This window comes from Paenibacillus sp. USHLN196 (genome assembly GCF_037144955.1).
Classification (GTDB): domain Bacteria; phylum Bacillota; class Bacilli; order Paenibacillales; family Paenibacillaceae; genus Paenibacillus; species Paenibacillus xylanexedens_C.
Map to the genome: position 1 here is coordinate 467,093 of NZ_JBBCYH010000004.1, position 16,326 is coordinate 483,418.

17 protein-coding genes are annotated in these 16,326 nt (G+C 46.2%); 12 read left to right on the forward strand and 5 right to left on the reverse strand.

Annotated features, from left to right (window positions below; all coding sequences use genetic code 11):
• Nucleotides 1-22: 22 nt before the first annotated feature.
• Both WFI24_RS12085 and WFI24_RS12090 read left to right on the forward strand, forming a co-directional pair.
• Entirely contained in the window at nucleotides 23-649 is a 627-nt protein-coding gene (locus WFI24_RS12085; RefSeq protein ID WP_336761006.1) for a rhomboid family intramembrane serine protease, read from the forward strand.
• Between the two features lie 69 nt (nucleotides 650-718).
• Complete coding sequence (locus WFI24_RS12090; protein WP_062833647.1) at nucleotides 719-1,630, forward strand: LysR family transcriptional regulator; 912 nt, start codon at nucleotides 719-721, stop codon at nucleotides 1,628-1,630.
• 30 nt (nucleotides 1,631-1,660) lie between these two features.
• On the opposite strand, the gene WFI24_RS12095 is transcribed toward WFI24_RS12090, so the two are convergent.
• Entirely contained in the window at nucleotides 1,661-2,341 is a 681-nt protein-coding gene (locus WFI24_RS12095; RefSeq protein WP_336761008.1) for a zinc metallopeptidase, read from the reverse strand.
• 28 nt (nucleotides 2,342-2,369) lie between these two features.
• Nucleotides 2,370-2,798: a MerR family transcriptional regulator gene (locus tag WFI24_RS12100; protein WP_336761009.1), complete on the reverse strand. Its 429-nt coding sequence runs from the start codon at nucleotides 2,796-2,798 to the stop codon at nucleotides 2,370-2,372.
• A 352-nt stretch (nucleotides 2,799-3,150) separates the two neighbouring features.
• Here WFI24_RS12100 and WFI24_RS12105 point away from each other — a divergent pair, with 352 nt between their 5' ends.
• Genes WFI24_RS12105 through WFI24_RS12115 form a run of 3 tightly spaced genes read left to right on the forward strand, consistent with a single transcriptional unit; the run spans nucleotide 3,151 to nucleotide 6,412 of the window.
• Nucleotides 3,151-4,551 (forward strand): ammonium transporter, encoded by a 1,401-nt coding sequence (locus WFI24_RS12105; RefSeq protein WP_074094452.1) that lies wholly within the window; start codon nucleotides 3,151-3,153, stop codon nucleotides 4,549-4,551.
• 41 nt (nucleotides 4,552-4,592) lie between these two features.
• Entirely contained in the window at nucleotides 4,593-5,678 is a 1,086-nt protein-coding gene (locus WFI24_RS12110; protein ID WP_442956222.1) for a DUF294 nucleotidyltransferase-like domain-containing protein, read from the forward strand.
• Nucleotides 5,675-6,412: an exonuclease domain-containing protein gene (locus WFI24_RS12115; protein WP_336761012.1), complete on the forward strand. Its 738-nt coding sequence runs from the start codon at nucleotides 5,675-5,677 to the stop codon at nucleotides 6,410-6,412. Before WFI24_RS12110 ends, WFI24_RS12115 begins: the two co-directional genes overlap by 4 nt.
• Here WFI24_RS12115 and WFI24_RS12120 read toward each other — a convergent pair.
• Nucleotides 6,398-6,883: a M67 family metallopeptidase gene (locus WFI24_RS12120; RefSeq protein ID WP_336761014.1), complete on the reverse strand. Its 486-nt coding sequence runs from the start codon at nucleotides 6,881-6,883 to the stop codon at nucleotides 6,398-6,400. The two genes, WFI24_RS12115 and WFI24_RS12120, sit on opposite strands and share 15 nt — an antisense overlap.
• Nucleotides 6,884-7,064: 181 nt before the next feature.
• Between WFI24_RS12120 and WFI24_RS12125 the strand changes: the two genes are divergently transcribed.
• Entirely contained in the window at nucleotides 7,065-7,616 is a 552-nt protein-coding gene (locus WFI24_RS12125) for a TlpA disulfide reductase family protein (protein ID WP_336761016.1), read from the forward strand.
• Nucleotides 7,617-7,738: 122 nt separating this feature from the next.
• Here the strand turns inward: WFI24_RS12125 and cimA are convergent, their stop codons facing one another.
• The gene (cimA, locus tag WFI24_RS12130) at nucleotides 7,739-9,358 is read right to left on the reverse strand and encodes a citramalate synthase (RefSeq protein ID WP_336761018.1); all 1,620 of its coding nucleotides are present in this window, start codon (nucleotides 9,356-9,358) and stop codon (nucleotides 7,739-7,741) included.
• 529 nt (nucleotides 9,359-9,887) lie between these two features.
• On the opposite strand from cimA, the gene WFI24_RS12135 reads away from it, so the two are divergent.
• From WFI24_RS12135 to WFI24_RS12145, 3 genes are all read left to right on the forward strand, one after another.
• The gene (locus tag WFI24_RS12135) at nucleotides 9,888-11,189 is read left to right on the forward strand and encodes a DNA polymerase IV (protein ID WP_336761260.1); all 1,302 of its coding nucleotides are present in this window, start codon (nucleotides 9,888-9,890) and stop codon (nucleotides 11,187-11,189) included.
• Between the two features lie 116 nt (nucleotides 11,190-11,305).
• Nucleotides 11,306-11,548, forward strand: a complete 243-nt coding sequence (locus tag WFI24_RS12140; protein ID WP_145319286.1) for a ferredoxin — start codon at nucleotides 11,306-11,308, stop codon at nucleotides 11,546-11,548.
• Between the two features lie 219 nt (nucleotides 11,549-11,767).
• Nucleotides 11,768-13,210 (forward strand): L,D-transpeptidase family protein, encoded by a 1,443-nt coding sequence (locus tag WFI24_RS12145; protein ID WP_336761021.1) that lies wholly within the window; start codon nucleotides 11,768-11,770, stop codon nucleotides 13,208-13,210.
• 42 nt (nucleotides 13,211-13,252) lie between these two features.
• On the opposite strand, the gene WFI24_RS12150 is transcribed toward WFI24_RS12145, so the two are convergent.
• Nucleotides 13,253-13,390: a hypothetical protein gene (locus tag WFI24_RS12150; RefSeq protein WP_017689367.1), complete on the reverse strand. Its 138-nt coding sequence runs from the start codon at nucleotides 13,388-13,390 to the stop codon at nucleotides 13,253-13,255.
• Between the two features lie 253 nt (nucleotides 13,391-13,643).
• Here WFI24_RS12150 and WFI24_RS12155 point away from each other — a divergent pair, with 253 nt between their 5' ends.
• The 3 genes from WFI24_RS12155 to WFI24_RS12165 all read left to right on the forward strand — a co-directional run bounded on the left by WFI24_RS12155 (nucleotide 13,644) and on the right by WFI24_RS12165 (nucleotide 16,160).
• Nucleotides 13,644-14,741 (forward strand): quinone-dependent dihydroorotate dehydrogenase, encoded by a 1,098-nt coding sequence (locus WFI24_RS12155; RefSeq protein ID WP_336761023.1) that lies wholly within the window; start codon nucleotides 13,644-13,646, stop codon nucleotides 14,739-14,741.
• A gap of 134 nt (nucleotides 14,742-14,875) precedes the next feature.
• Complete coding sequence (locus WFI24_RS12160) at nucleotides 14,876-15,691, forward strand: GTP pyrophosphokinase (RefSeq protein WP_336761025.1); 816 nt, start codon at nucleotides 14,876-14,878, stop codon at nucleotides 15,689-15,691.
• The gene (locus tag WFI24_RS12165) at nucleotides 15,678-16,160 is read left to right on the forward strand and encodes a DUF309 domain-containing protein (protein WP_336761027.1); all 483 of its coding nucleotides are present in this window, start codon (nucleotides 15,678-15,680) and stop codon (nucleotides 16,158-16,160) included. The genes WFI24_RS12160 and WFI24_RS12165 overlap by 14 nt, the downstream gene beginning before the upstream one ends.
• Nucleotides 16,161-16,326 lie beyond the last annotated feature (166 nt).

Below are 16,326 nucleotides of genomic sequence, written 5' to 3' on the forward strand. Positions count from 1 at the left end.
GGTGGAGTGAAAGAAGAAATTTATGATATTTATTCGCTATGAGAACTGGAAAGGTTATCTGAAGTATTTCCCTTTGACGTCGATTTTTTTAATTGCCAATGTAGTGATGTTTATTGTGTTAACGGTAAATGGTGGTTCAACGAACAATATGGTGCTGCTGAAATTCGGAGCACTTACGAATTATGAACTGTTCGCTTCGGAGTGGTGGCGCTACATTACATCCATCTTCCTGCATGCGGGCTTCAGTCATTTATTGTTCAACAGCTTTGCGTTAATCGTATTCGCACCACCGATGGAACGGTTGCTCGGGTCGGTAAGATATGGTGTGTTGTACCTGGGCGGTGGCGTGTTGGGCAATATTCTTGCTGTTGCGTGGTACAACTCGGTTGGCAGCATTACCATCTCTGTTGGTGCTTCAGGAGCGATATATGCCGTCTATGGTGCGTTCCTGTATGTGGCTCTGTTCCAGCGCACCATGATGGATGAGGCTTCGCGCAAAACGATGTACACCTTGCTGCTGTTCGGGATTATATTCTCCTTCGCCATGTCGGGCATCAACTGGATGGCTCATCTCGGCGGATTGTTGGGTGGATTCTTTATTTATGGACTGTTGATCAGATTGTGGAAACCCCGCAGCTTAAAGCGGTAGTCAGAACGTTCTCAAGATGGAATGCAATCAAGGATAAGTAGGGTATAACAGATTGGAGCGATCAGGCGAGTGGAATTAAGACAGTTGCATTACTTTTTGAAAGTGGCACAGAAGGAACATGTAACACAAGCTGCTGAAGAGTTGCATGTGGCGCAGTCAGCGGTGAGTCGTCAGATTCATCAATTGGAAGAAGAACTGGGCGTGGACCTTTTTATGCAAAAGGGACGAAACCTGCAGTTGACTGCAGTGGGACAGCTTTTTTGTAAACGAATTGAAGGTATATTAAAAGATTTGGACAAGGCAGTGGGGGAAGTTCATGAGTTTCTTGACCCGGAGCACGGGGAGATTCGAATTGGATTTCCGCATAGCCTGGGGATTCATCTCATTCCTTCCGTTGTGGCTGCTTTCCGTCAGCGCTACCCCAACGTGAAATTCAGATTCAAGCAGGGGATGTTTCCTACACTCATTCGTGATGTGTTATCAGGAGAGGTAGACTTGGCATTCATTTCTCCTTTTCCGGAGAAACACGATCAAGTGGATGGCGATATTGTACTCACGGAAGAGTTACATGCCATCCTTCCTCCAAATCATCCGTTAGCTGGTGAGGAGACGATTGCACTCGAACAACTCAAGGATGACAAGTTCGTGTTGTTCAGTAAAGGATATTCTCTTCGTCCTATTGTGTGGCATGCTTGTCTGGAAGCTGGTTTTACACCGAAGATCGCTTTTGAAGGTGAAGAGACCGATACCATCCGTGGATTGGTCGCTGCGGGCATGGGGGTCAGTCTGTTGCCTGAAATGGCGTTATTCCAGACCAACCCGTTGCAACCGGCACATGTGGCCATCTCTCATCCCAAAGTAACACGAACCATCGGGTTAATTCACCGCGCGGATGACAAACTGCCGCTGGTTGCCCAGTCCTTTCGTTCATTTTTACTTCATTACTTCGGTTTACAACAAAACAATACCCCATCCGATTAACGGTGGGGTATTGTTTTTGTTTTTATTAAATTAATCGCGGCTGTTGAAGATTCCGATGTAACGAATCAGTTCAAGCAGTGAGATCAGCGCTGCAGCGACGTAAGTCAAGGCTGCGGCATTCAGAACTTTAGCAACGCCTTTTTCTTCTTCATTGCGGATGTAACCTTCGGATACCATAATCTCTCTTGCTCGATTACTGGCGTTGAACTCAACCGGCAATGTGATGAGTTGGAATGCAACTGTAGCAGAGAAGAAGAGGATACCGAGCCCGGCGAGGTTCATGGCGTTGAACATGAATCCTGCAATCAACAGGAACGGAGCTAATCCGGATGCAAAGTTCACAATTGGGAAGATCCGGTGACGCAGTGCCAGCATGGGATAACTTTCTTTATGCTGAATGGCATGACCAACTTCGTGACACGCTACCGAAACAGCTGAGATTGAGTTTTCATAATATACTGGTTCCGATAAGCGTACAACGCGGTTGATCGGATCATAATGATCAGAGAGCGCGCCGCGTACAGGCTCAATAGGGACATCATGCAGGCCGTTAGCGTCAAGCATTTGGCGAGCGGCATCGTAGCCGGTGATTCCGTTCTGGTTCGGTACATTGGACCAGCGTTTAAAAGTACCTTTAACGCGAAATTGCGCCCACAAAGAGAGCAAAAAGGCGATAATGACCAATACGAACATACCGTTATTAAAACTCATATTCATTCCTCCGCTTTCTAATAATAAGCTACATCATGGTGTTCTCAAGCAAGATTTTCAGTGCCTCCATTGTCGCGGCACTTTTGGTAAGTAGTCCTGCCATCATCTTGCGTGCTTGTACAGGTTTCATCTCCCCAAGTAGCGGTTTGAGTTCATTAACCTCTCGCTCAAGTTGTTGCACGTGAAGCTCCAAAGTTGTCAATTTGCTGGCAACTTGTTCTTCCGTGCTAACCAGACGCCACTTCTCAAGAGATTGCTTAATCTCGTCGAGACTATACTTCTCTTGTTTCATCTGTACAATACGTTCAAGCCTGGTTAAAGTTTCATTACTATAGAGACGATAATTTTTTTGTGTACGTTCTTCGGGAGAGATCAGTCCAAGCTTTGTGTAATAATCAATCGTCCGTTCACTAACACCAGCGGTCTTGGCAAGTTCGCCAATCCGAAAAAGTTTCATATCCCCAATGATATTCACCTCGCTTGCAAGTTCAAATGTAGGGAATTGTAGTTTCCAACTGCGAATTTATATACTACGCCCAATTTTTCTTACTAATAAGTATGATACATGATCTTTAACCGTACAGTCAAACGTTATGCTTTAGTAATCAGCATGTTTCATTTCTATATCTATGTACTCATATAATGTGAATATGTACTTAAGTGCAAGAAAAAGACGCATGACTTTATTCCCAGAAATAATTTTCAGTTTTGATGAAAATACTCTTGTCAACTTTCCTCTCTTCTGCTTATAATGACATTAAGAGTTTCACGATATGTGAAGAAACTTAACATAAGAGGGAGTGGGGTACATGAGAAAGAAATGGTTAGTTTCGGTGTTAGTAATGCTTACTTTGTTCGCTTTTCCGGTCAGTGCATTCGCAGCTGCGGAGGGGCCAACTAACATTGAACTTCAAAGTGGTTTGAACTCAGCCTTTACGTTTCTGGCTGTAGTGCTTGTGTTCTTGATGCAAGGGGGATTTGCTTTACTTGAAGCAGGTTCAACACGAATGAAGAATGCAGGACACATTGCGGGTAAGACCATCCTGACATTGGGTATTTCAGTTATTGCCTTCTGGGCTTTGGGCTTCGGTCTTGGTTTCGGTAATGGTAACAGCTTCTTTGGAACAACAGGATTCTTCCTGAGTGGTGACAAGATGGCTGCTTCCTTTGAGTCACTGGCTTTCTCCGATGTTCCACTGACTATTAAATTTGTATTCCATCTCGCCTTTGCGGCGGTATCTCTGGCCATTGCCTGCGGTGGTATGGCTGAACGTGCAAAGATGAGCGTATATATTGTTTTCGGTACACTTTATACCATTATCATGTATCCGGTTGTTGCTCACTGGGTATGGGGCGGCGGCTGGTTGGCTGAGCTGGGTATGCAAGACTTTGCAGGATCGACGGTTGTTCACTTGACTGGTGCGACTGCAGCATTGGTAGCTACCATTTTGTTGAAACCACGTATTGGTAAATACAACAAAGATGGCAAACCTAACATCATTCCGGGTCACAACCAAGTGTATTCCGTACTCGGGGTTATTATCCTCTGGATCGGTTGGTTCGGATTCAACCCAGGTAGTACATTATCTGCCATGGGGGATGGATTCTTCGGTTATGTTGCATTGACTACTAACGTAGCTGCTGCAGCTGGTGGTGTTGCTGCACTGTTGATTTCTTGGGCAGTTCTTGGTAAGTCCGATATTCCTAGCATGTTAAACGGTGTGCTTGCGGCACTCGTTGCGATTACAGGAGCATGTGCATTCGTTGAACCTTGGGCAGCTCTGGTTATCGGTGCTTTGGCGGGTATCATCACATTCTTCACAGCACAGTACTTCGATCGTAAAGGAATTGACGATCCAATCTACGCTTTCTCCGTGCATGGTATTGCTGGTATGTGGGGGGCGATCTCCACAGGATTGTTCGCTACTCCTGAACTTGCGGAGAATGCTGGTGTAGGTCAAGCGGGTCTGTTCTATGGCGGTGGCTTCCATCAATTGGGCGTACAACTTCTAGGTCTGGCAGGTGCTTTTGCCTTCGTACTGGTGATGTCCTTCATTATTCTGGGCGGAATGAAAGCGATCATGGGCATCCGTGTTACTGAAGAAGAAGAAACAATGGGTCTGGATATCAGTGAGCACGGCACTTACGGATACCCTGAACAAATGAAAAATGTAGATTCTAAATCCAATGGTGGTACGTTCAGCTCCTGAGGTGAATAATGCTGAAACATGCTTCAAGGAGGCTGGACATGATGGAACCCATCTCGTATACAAACTATTCCTGGTCTTATGAGGGAATCGATGGTGCGATGTCTTCTCAAGGACTGCGCCAGGCACGTGTGATATTACAGAACGAGCTCCAGGAATTGTTGTCCGCTTCCTTGTCGCCGATCGAGTGGTACCAAACGGTAAATGAACTGCATGACCGGATTGCACGGAAAGCAGTAGAGTTATGCATTCAGGGGATGGTTGAGGAAGGCTTCGGCCAACCTCCCGTCCCCTATGCCTTTATCGTATTTGGCAGTTCCGGCAGGGAAGAAGCAACGTTATGGAGTGATCAGGATAATGGCATGATCATTAGCGATAATCCGCATGAAGGCAAAGAGGCATATTTTGCCGAGCTTGGACAGCGAATTACGGGTATGTTGGAAGAAGTTGGTTACGCCAAGTGTGAAGGCAAAGTGATGTGCTCGGAGCCACTCTGGAGAAAGACGCTGGAATCATGGAAGCAACAATTAGCAGGTTGGAGCTCGGATCTGAATTGGGAGCCAGTTCGTAATCTGATCATCGCTTCAGACATGCGTTTTGTTGCAGGGGAGCGTAGTCTGGCAGAGGAATGGATCACGAGTTTTTATGAACAGTTTAGACTGGTTCCTGAACTTTCGGATGCAGTTCTTCGCAATACGGTTAAACATAAAGCTACACTAAATGTACTTGGACGAGTGGTTACAGAGCGATTCGGTGAACATGCAGGCGGATTTGATGTCAAGTATGGCTTGTACATTCCGCTGGTAAACAGTGCCCGTTATTTGGCTTTGCAACATGGGATCAAGGAGTCATCTACATTAAAAAGAATGGAGAGATTGACTTCGCTTGAAGCTGTTCCGTTTACATTACTGGATGCCTGTCAGCGGGCATTCACAGCCGCTCTGAAGCTTCGGAGAAGTACGCCGGTTGTCATCCGGCAGGGCTTGCAGCAGAGCAGTGGATTCCTGGATGAGAAACAGATGAAACAAAAACAGATTCATTATGAGCTCAGGGATACGCTGGGGTTGGTCCGACGAGTGCATCGTGCTTTGCAAAGACAGTTGCGTTTTGCAGAAAGGAGACGTCCATGAGAGAGCCGGTAAGGGGCAATACAGGATTCTGGAATTCGCTGCGTCAGGGAGGGGTTCCTTCCGCCATCGCTTCCATTATGGGAGCCCCTACTGCGCAACACATGGCGTTTATCCGTTCGATGATGAGAGAACAGCGCAGACCCGAGGTGCTGCATACTCCTCTTAATGAGCTGGATGCCGTTGTATTTGATCTAGAAACGACGGGGTTCTCTCCTCAGCATGGGGATGAGATTATCTCATTTGGTGCAGTTCGTATACATGGTGGTGTCGTGCTGGAAGGAGAACAGTTCTATACGGTGGTGCAGTCCAAGACTGCGGTTCCGGAACATATTACTGAACTTACAGGTATTACACAGCAGATGACGCTGGACGCACCAACCTTGTTAGAGGGATTGCATGATTTCATGTCTTTTGTAGGTGGAAATGTTCTGATTGCACACGCGAGTGCGCATGACCGGGCCTTTCTGAATGCAGCACTTTGGCGGACTTCAAAAGTAAGGCTGACGCATCGTTTAATCGATACGATGATGCTGGCGCGCTGGCTTGAACCAAGCAGGCCGGGATATGGTCTGGATGAATTGCTGGAATCCAGAGGTATTCCAATCCATGGACGTCATCACGCGTTGGAAGATTCAAAAATGACTGCACAATTATGGTCTTGCTATCTGGAGGACATGACTCGTAAAAATGTGGAAACCTTGGGTGATCTGTATACCCAGTTAAGTCACGCATAATGGAACGGGAAGCAAATTGTACGAAGGGATAATGTCTTGAGACTGGTCGTGTTGTACCTTCGAGGATTCAATCTGATAACCGTTCAGTTGCATGTGAGATCCGGTTGCAAGCTCAGGTGAGCCGATGAGGTACATTTGAAGCAAACCGGCGAAGGCCGGAAGGGCTTGCATGTCCTCTAAGGAAGGAACAGGCTTTGTATGAGGATGAGAATGAAAGATGCCAATGAGCTTAGGTTCGGAGAATATGCACCGAATCCATTCGGCATCGTCCAGTGCAAAATGGTGCAGCGGGTCAGGTGCTACGTTACGAATGGGCTGAAACCGACTAATTCGTATGCCGCCCGCTGCGGTTTCACCCAGCATAACCCCGCAGGCTTCTTGCGGCAGCGAAAGGAACATGTGCTTTGACATCTCTTGTTCTACGGAAGAAGGGATGTAGAAGACGTTTTGCTGTCCGTGAAGTGCTGCCATTTGTATTCACCCCTCTCTCTTTGGCTCCTGCTTAGGCAGGAGTCCTTTTTCATTTTATTTTGTGTGATCCGGATTGTAAAATTTTGAAGGAAAAGGGTACAATATTAAAGAGAACATTTAGCATGCACAAAAATTACGGTTTCAGTTTCAATATGCTAATTATATAAAAGGGTGGCGGGTTATGAAACGAAACATATACATACTCCTTGGTGTTGTCTTGCTGGTTGGTATTGCACTGGCCCAGAATGCGGATGACGGTATTGCTGCCGTCTTTAAGCAGGAAGAACCCATGCCTACAGAGACGGGACCGCGTGCGGGTCTTCTGGCGCCTGCTTTTTCTCTGACAGCAATGGATGGGAAGACGTACAGTGTGGGCGGTGCCAAAGATAAGGCCACGTTTGTCAGTTTCTGGGCATCCTGGTGTGAGCCGTGTAAACAGGAAGCTCCAGAGCTGAATAGAATGGCTGCGAAATACAAGGATAAGCTTGACCTGTATGGCGTTAATGTAACATCTTACGATAAACTCAAGGATGCCAAAGCTTTTGTGGATGAGTACCAACTGACGTTCCCTATTCCCTTGGACGAGAAGGGGACTGTATATGCTCAGTACAATGGAGTAGCTTTTCCAACGAATGTTCTGATTGACTCCAGAGGAGTTATACAGGAGATTATCCTGGGCATTTTGCCCGAAAAAGAGTTGGAACGTAAAATTAAAGAGCTTGTTGCAAATTAATTTCAAATAAAAAGGAAGCCTCCTTTACCCATGATTCATGGGTGCAGAGGCCTCCTTTTTATTTTCCGGGAAATAAGCGTTAAGAGGTTGTTCAAAAATTCCACTTTCTTTGAACATGCACTTTAGTGGTTGCTTAACCCGTGAGCAGGAATAGGGAGTATGCCCGGCTCATCCTGCAATTTTTCCTGAAGCAACGCATAGCGGAAACTGTGCACAAGAGCTTCCCAACTTGCTTCAATCACGTTCTCGGATACACCAACAGTGTTCCATGTGTTTTCGGTGTTTTTGGATTCAATCAGTACACGAACTTTGGCAGCCGTGGCATCCTTCTCATCCAGTACACGTACTTTGTAGTCTGAGAGGTGCATGTTGGCAAGTGAAGGGAAGTATTGGACCAGCGCTTTACGAAGCGCGTTATCGAGTGCGTTGACCGGACCGTTCCCTTCAGCAGCGGTATAGACACTTGTTCCAGCCACGTTAAGCTTGACAAAAGCTTCAGAAACAACGGATTTCCCCGCCGTTTTCTCCACAAGCATTTTGAATGATTCAAAAGTAAATAATTCTTTCATGTCGCCGTTTGCTTCACGAATCAACAATTCGAGCGAAGCATCTGCACCTTCGAATTGGTAACCCTGATGCTCCAAGTCTTTGATCTTCTCAATAATCTGACGTGAATTGGCACTGCTTGGATCGAACTCAAGACCCAATTCCTGTGCTTTGGACACAATGTTACTCTGTCCAGCAAGCTCCGAAACCAGCACACGCTGTTTGTTACCGACAAGTTCAGGCACAATGTGTTCGTAGGTACGAGAATCCCTCAGGATCGCAGAGACGTGAATACCGCCTTTGTGAGCAAAAGCAGCATTACCGACATATGGCTGATTAATCGGCATATTTACATTGGCAATCTCACTGACATATCTGGCCACGTTCGTAAGTTGTCTCATGGAATCTTCCGTAACACATTCATAGCCAAGCTTGAGCTGCAAGTTCGGAATGATGGACGCAAGATTTGCGTTACCGCAACGCTCTCCATAACCGTTCATCGTTCCTTGAACCTGACGGGCTCCGGCTTGTACAGCGCTTAGTGTGTTGGCAACAGCAAGTTCACAATCATTATGTGTATGAATACCAAAATGTGCATGAGGCAGGCTTCTGTGCAGTGCAGACACGATCTCGTGTACCTCGTTCGGCATGGTTCCACCGTTCGTATCACACATGACGAGCCAGTCCGCTCCGGCCTCGTGAGCCTTGGTCAAAACCGCTTGAGCATACTCCGGGTTATGTTTGAATCCGTCAAAGAAGTGTTCTGCATCGAAGATTACTTCCATACCATTCTGTTTCAGGTAGGCAATGGAATCATAGATCATGGACAAATTCTCTTCCAGTGTAGTCTGCAAAGCGGTATGCACATGGAAGTCCCATGATTTACCGACCAAGGTAGCTGCCTGTGCACCGGATTCGATCATGCGCTTCAGGTTGGCGTCTTCACTAGCGATGCTGCCTTTACGGCGTGTGCTACCAAAAGCAACAACCTTTGCGTTCAGGTTCAATTCCTTGACTCTTTTGAAAAACTCAATGTCCTTGGTATTGCTGCCGGGAATTCCGCCTTCAATATAATGGACACCCAGGTCATCAAGCTTCTTGGCAATTTTGAGTTTGTCGTCTGCCGATAAGCTGACACCCTCTCCTTGTGTGCCGTCACGTAAAGTCGTATCGAAGATGGAAATGGCCTTTGACATGAAGATCCTCCTTTGAGATGAAGCGCTTTTTTATAAGTTTAGATTGTAAGTTGAAAAAGCTGTTAAGTACGTTAGTGGACAAATCCTTCGATTCGGCAACGCTACACTGTGTTAAACTCGATGCGCTGATTTGTCCTAAAGTCGTCAATTTGTATAATTAATTATTATAGCACCATTATAGCCAAATGCTACATAGAAATCGCAGTTTCATGTAACAATTATCGGATTTTAGAGCAAACAGAAGGATGTTATTCAGAATCGGAGGTATGTTATAATCTATTATTGAGTTTTAATTGGAATATATGGAAGAAAAGGAGGATTTATTTTGACTTTTTTATGGGAAAATACGATTATTACTCTGATCACTTTGGCTCTTGTTGTGAGTGTAGGTTGGCTGATTATTCGGTCTCTGATCAGATCTCACAGAAAATAAAAGCACTTGACTGAATTTACATAGTGGTTTTGATATACTATAGAAGAAAGAAATTTGTTTCATTAATTAGTGTGCATGAAAGGGCGGGAGTTCATGATGTCTTCAGACGGCAATCCTCCAGCGAATGTGGATCAATATTACCCTGCAGCCGGACGGGTGATTCTGCATGTGGATATGAATGCTTTCTACTGCTCTGTACATGAAGCCGAGGAACCGGATCTATATAAAGGAAAAGCAACGGCCGTTGCGGGTAGCAGTGAACTGCGCAAGGGTGTAATCGTAACCTGCTCATATGCCGCTCGTAACCGGGGCATCTCAACAGGCATGGTTGTACACCAAGCGATGAAAAAGTGCCCTGATCTCATTGTGATTCGTCCTGATTTTCATCTCTATCGCAAATATTCAAGAGAATTTATGCAAATTGCGTATAGTTATACGCCTCAACTTGAGGCGACGTCCATTGATGAGTGTTATCTTGATATTACAGGCTCAAGGCAATTCGGGAATCCGATGGAGATTGCGGAGAGCATTCAGCGAAGAATCAAGGATGAATTGGGGCTGCCTTGTTCCATTGGCATTGCACCCAACAAACTATTGGCGAAGATGGCTTCGGATCTGAAAAAACCGAACGGTATCTCCATTTTACGCATGAGGGATGTACCCAGGATTCTTTGGCACAGACCATGCAACGAGATGTTTGGCATTGGCAAAAAAACGGCTGAAAAGTTGAAAAAACTGGGAATTGAAACGATTGGTCAATTGGCCAAGTCGGATGAGAACATGCTGACCGAACTATTCGGAGTCAATGGAGCATGGCTCAAAAATTCTGCGAATGGCATTAACCATTCCGCGGTGCACGCTGAACGTGAGGCCAATAAATCCATTGGACATACGACCACTTTACCAGCAGATGTATCGGATATGAATGATATTCATCGGGTATTCCTCAATATAAGTGACCAGGTAGCCAGAAGATTGCGCAAGCACGAAATGTTCAGCCAGGGTATTCAGATCACCATTCGGACACCAGATATGAAGACGATCACCCGATCACGTCTAATGGAAGTTCCTACGGAGGATGCAGCGGTCATCTATCGGGAAGCCTGTAAACTATTTGAGAAGCATTGGGGCAGTGGAAAGCCTGTACGCATGCTGGGTGTGACACTTCAAAACCTGATTCCAAGAGAGGAATCCGCTGTGCAGATGGACTTGTTCGAATATGAGCAGAAGCCCAAGAAAGACAATCTGATTCGGATAATGGATCAGTTACGTGATAAGTTTGGTGAGAATGCTGTTGTGACCGCAGGCATGCTTGGAGACGATCCTTCCGTGCTGCTTCGTAATCATAAAGTGCGCGGTACTTCCCTGCAAAAAGATAACTTGCAAAGTCTTGATTAAATAAGGGATAATAGAGACTTGTGGTTGCAAAATGTTTGTAATTATCCTTACTTTGTATTAATATGTTTCTAGATAAAAACACTGTACGTTTTGAATTTTAGGAGGAGAGAATGTAAATGAGTAAATATACTTGGGTTGAAAAAGACACATGCATCGCATGTGGCGCTTGTGGAGCAACGGCTCCAGACATCTACGATTATGATGATGAAGGTTTGGCTGAAGTTATCTTTGACGGCGATGCTAACCATGGTGTCAAAGCTATTCCAGAAGACTTGTTTGACGATATGCAGGATGCATGCGACGGCTGCCCTACAGATTCCATCAAAGTAGCGGACGAGCCTTTCAATAAAGAAGGCTAAGTATTTCTCCTATGAACACAAAGCACTTTCTTTTGTCTTTACGACAAAGGTAGGTGCTTTTTTTTGTCTCCATTCAACTGTGATCTTATGACCTGCGGATCAAGGACGATTATTGTCGAAACCCCTTTTTCCACCGGGTACTGAAGTCCTATGGATTCATTGCCTGGTTATGCCGATATATAATGATATACGGAAAAAGGCGAAATAGTGGAGGATCGGATGCAAAATACTCATCTAAGAACATATGTCAAGAAACATCCCGACAATAAAATGGCCTGGTATCTGCTTGGAAAGGAGTACTTGGGCGAGGGACAGGAGGCCAAAGCCAATTATTGTTTTCAGCAAGCGGGCGAGGTTTACGAAGCATTTGAACGTAGTAAAGCTCCTGCTGACATCTGGGTGGACTATCAGGAGAAATTGGTGGAGATGTCTGAGCAAAAGGAGAAAAAACAACGTAGACGCAAAATGTGGCTTACGTTGTTCATGCTGCTTGTGCTGGCAGGTCTGCCACCTGCGGACGCTCCGGGTTTCAGTCGTGAAGCTTCCGACGCACTGTCATCTGCACTGGAATCCACGGATGAGATCCCTGACCCTGCAGGAGCGGATCAACAGGCTGGGACTGCATCGATTCCACCAAGTAATGTCTTCACCGCTGCAGCATTTGGTGGAGGCAACCATGGCGAGGCTGCGCTCGCAGCTGCCTGGTCCGGGTCAGGCCCGAAAATAGAGACATCGGCTGTAATGGGGATGCAAACCTCGGACGACTGGTCTTTATGGAAGCGCAATATGCCTGTGAAATACATCGTACAGACCAATACGAGCGGGAAATTAACCGCACAGAGTTATGATGCCAAGCAGTGTAACTGTGAACCTCCTGAAGTCACGCCGAAAATCAAAAAGATGGCCTTGGCGTGGACCGCCAAGCAGGAAGCCGCTGCATCATTATCGAGCGCAATCGTTGCCTATCGCAAACAAAAGGGCACTTGGCCCAAGAGTGTAACGCAATTGGCCCAGCCATTTCCGAATAATATTTTGGGAGAAACTGCACCGGGTATGACAGAGATGTTTCCAAAACTGTTAGCCCTGCATCAAGGAAAGGCGCAGACAGGAAAAGGCGATGCGAGTGGGAAAGAGAGTGGTCCGACAACTTCAAATTCGCCTCAAGGCAACAATGCCGCTTTTGCGGATACGCTTGGTGGTAAGCCTTTTTTGCAGGAACCGCTTGAGATTGTCATTGATAAGGATAAACATAAACTTGCTTTGATCAGTGGGAACACCATAGTTCGTATGTATGACGTGGGACTTGGTGGTAATCGAACACCGGAGGGAGCATTTGTCATTACTGATAAAGTGGTCAATCCGAATGGTCGTTCGAACGGTGAGTTCGGAAGCAGGGGCATGCAGCTCTCGGATACGAATTATGCCATCCATGGGACCAACGAGCCGGACAGTATCGGACTGGATGAGTCCCTTGGATGTGTGAGAATGCGTACAGGAGATGTAGAAGAGTTATTCGCTCTTGCTCCGCAAGGCACTCCAGTACGCATCGGAGAAGATGTGCTGCCAGATCTAACGCTTGTTCCAGAAGCGAAACAGCGTTATCAACATACACTTGTTCCGAAACAAAATAATCCGAACAAAACGTATCACTGGCTGAACTGATCTGCTTGATATGTAGAATCAGATGCAATCAGCCTGAATCATCTACATGTTGGCAATAATGATAAGAGCTCCAATGATGATGATCAAGCCGCCTACACTGGCTGCTGTCCATGCAATGGCTTTGCGATTCACTTCTTCTTTCTTTTGCTGTAGCGCAGGTGGTTTACGTTTGGGAGCCATGAGTTATTCCTCCTTATTGGAATAGAACTGGTGTAGAGTAACCATGCTCTCATTGTAAAGAATTCAACTCGTCATTTCCAGTAGGCGGGTGGATTTCTTGTGAGCATTTTGCATTATTCGATTGTGCTGTCTATGCGCAAACTACTTTCCTTTTTAATAAGAAACGGATAGACTTGAGTGTAGAGTGTTTTTTTACATATGAAAAGACGGCAAACGGCCTTTTGGCGTACCGGACCAGAACGGAGTGAGTGATTTGTTATACAGAAGTCTTGCTAAACCTTTGTTATTCAAAATGGACCCTGAACAGGCCCATCATCTGATTATTGGCGGCCTTAGTGGCATGGGCAACATCCGTCCAGTTCCTTCCGGACTGCGTGTGATGTATGGTGTTCGTGAAACGTCGGATCTGGCTGTAGACATGTTTGGTTGTCATTTCCCTACACCTGTTGGTCTGGCTGCGGGTCTGGACAAAAACGGACAGGCTGTAACGGGCTTTTCTTCCATCGGATTTGGATTCATGGAAGTGGGAACTGTGACACCACTTGCGCAACCAGGTAATGATCAGCCACGTCTGTTCCGCTTGCCTCCAGATGAGGCTTTGGTGAATCGGATGGGCTTCAACAACCTCGGTGCAGAAGCGATGGCAGGTGAATTGTCCCGACTGCAGGATCGTCGCATTCCAGTGGCGGTTAACATCGGCAAGAATAAAGCCACTTCTAATGAAGAGGCTCATCTGGACTATGCGAAGTGCATTCAGGCGCTATACGATTATGCTGACCTGTTCGTGGTTAATATTAGTTCACCAAATACACCGGATCTGCGTAATCTGCAACATGGGAATGAATTGAAGGAACTGCTCGCTGCGGTCATGAACGAGATGAACGTGCAGCATGCACGAGCGGGCGGGGCGGTCAAATCAGTACTGGTGAAGATCGCACCGGATGTGAATGATCAGGAGCTTGAATATATGGTTCGCACGATTGCGGATAGTGGCGTTGCGGGCATTATCGCAACGAACACAACGATCAGTCGTACAGGACTTTCTCACCAACATGCGAAAGAAACTGGGGGGTTGAGCGGTAAACCTCTGCGTGAGCGTTCAACGGAAATTATTCGCCAGATCTATCGTCAGACCGAAGGGAAACTTCCGATTATCGGTTCAGGTGGCATTTTCACAAGTGAGGATGCCTACGAGAAAATTAAAGCCGGAGCAAGCCTGGTCGAAATATATACAGCATTGATCTATGAAGGACCTGAGGTGAATCGGCGTATTCATGCCGGACTGCGCGAGTTACTGCGCAAAGACGGTTACCGTCATATCTCTGAAGCGGTTGGAGCGGAGCATCGTTAAGAAGGATTGTGAATCCCCGGAATGAAAATATAGAAGCATGGAAGAGCGTAAAATGGTTCGGGACTCTTCCCCCCACCAAACATCATGTATAATGGAATAGAACAGGGGACGCTATAGAGACAGGAGGCATAAGCATGGACGGTAGAGACTGGGGTACATTTTTACTTCCTTATGAACAAGCGGTAGAGGAATTGAAAGTCAAGTTTAAGACAATGCGGGCGGAACTGAAGAAACGGGAAGAGTATGCTCCGATTGAATTCGTTACCGGTCGTGTCAAAAAAATATCCAGTATTCTGGAGAAATCCAGACGACTGAATGTGTCGCTTGATGACGTGGAAACAGGCATTGAGGATATTGCAGGTATCCGCATCATGTGCCAGTTCGTAGATGATATCCGTCGGGTTGCCGAGTACATTCGGGGCCGCAAGGATCTCACGGTATTAATTGAGAAAGATTATATTACGAATTTCAAAGAGAGCGGCTATCGCAGCTTCCATATGATTATTGAGTATCCCGTTCAGACGGCTCTGGGACAAAAGAAAGTATTGGCCGAGATTCAGATCCGGACACTTGCCATGAATTTCTGGGCTACCATTGAACATTCTCTGAGTTACAAGTTTCGGGAGAGCTTACCGGATGATATGCGTGCCAGGCTGAAAAAGACGGCTGAGGCCGCTTTTGTACTGGATAACGAGATGTCAGCGATTCGTTTGCAGATCCTGGAGGCACAGAAGGCCTTTGAGGATGATTCCAATATCGTGTCAAGAACATTGAATATTATTCATCAATTATACTTCTACCACCTTGTCAGTGAAGCAATTGAGGCACAGAAGCGCTTTAACGATTGCTGGGAACAACACGACATGGAAGGACTCAAAGACTTGCTCGATGACGTGAAAGAACTTCTGAACAACGCCAGAAAGGGCGAAAATCCGGATGAGCATCTATGAGTCACTGTACATTGACTACTTAATCTACTTCAATCGGGATCAGGATTATTTCGAGTGCCATGAGGTGCTGGAAGAATTATGGCTCGAACGGGACCGGGATTCTCTTTATAAGGGATTGTTGCAGATTGCTGTTGGTTTGTACCACTTCCGGAATGGCAATCTCCGCGGGGGCAGCATGATGTTACAGAGTTCAGTTGACCTTCTGGAACCTTATCCTGATACAACGCTGGGCATTAATCTCGGGGTCTTGGTACAGGAAGTAAAGGAACTCGTGAAGGAACTGTCTGAATCCAACGCTCGATCTGTGACTTACAGGGATTTGTCCATACGGATTGTTGATGAGGTACTGGAAGAGGAGATACTTAGGAGATCGCTTGAGCTGAAGCCTAATATTCCACAGCGCCGGAGTCCCACTAGAGGACGAATTTACGAAGAGAAGATGAAGGCGATGGATCAGGGTAAAAGTTGAACATAATCACGTTAGCGTCAAAATGAGCATTCCATGGACATGAAGTTCCATGTATATGAAACACCCCGACAATTCCTGTGAAGGAAAGATCGGGGTGTTTTTTGAATGTTGCGTCATATTCAGATCATTGCAGATGGTATGCCTGTCCGTTATCGGAGTAATACCG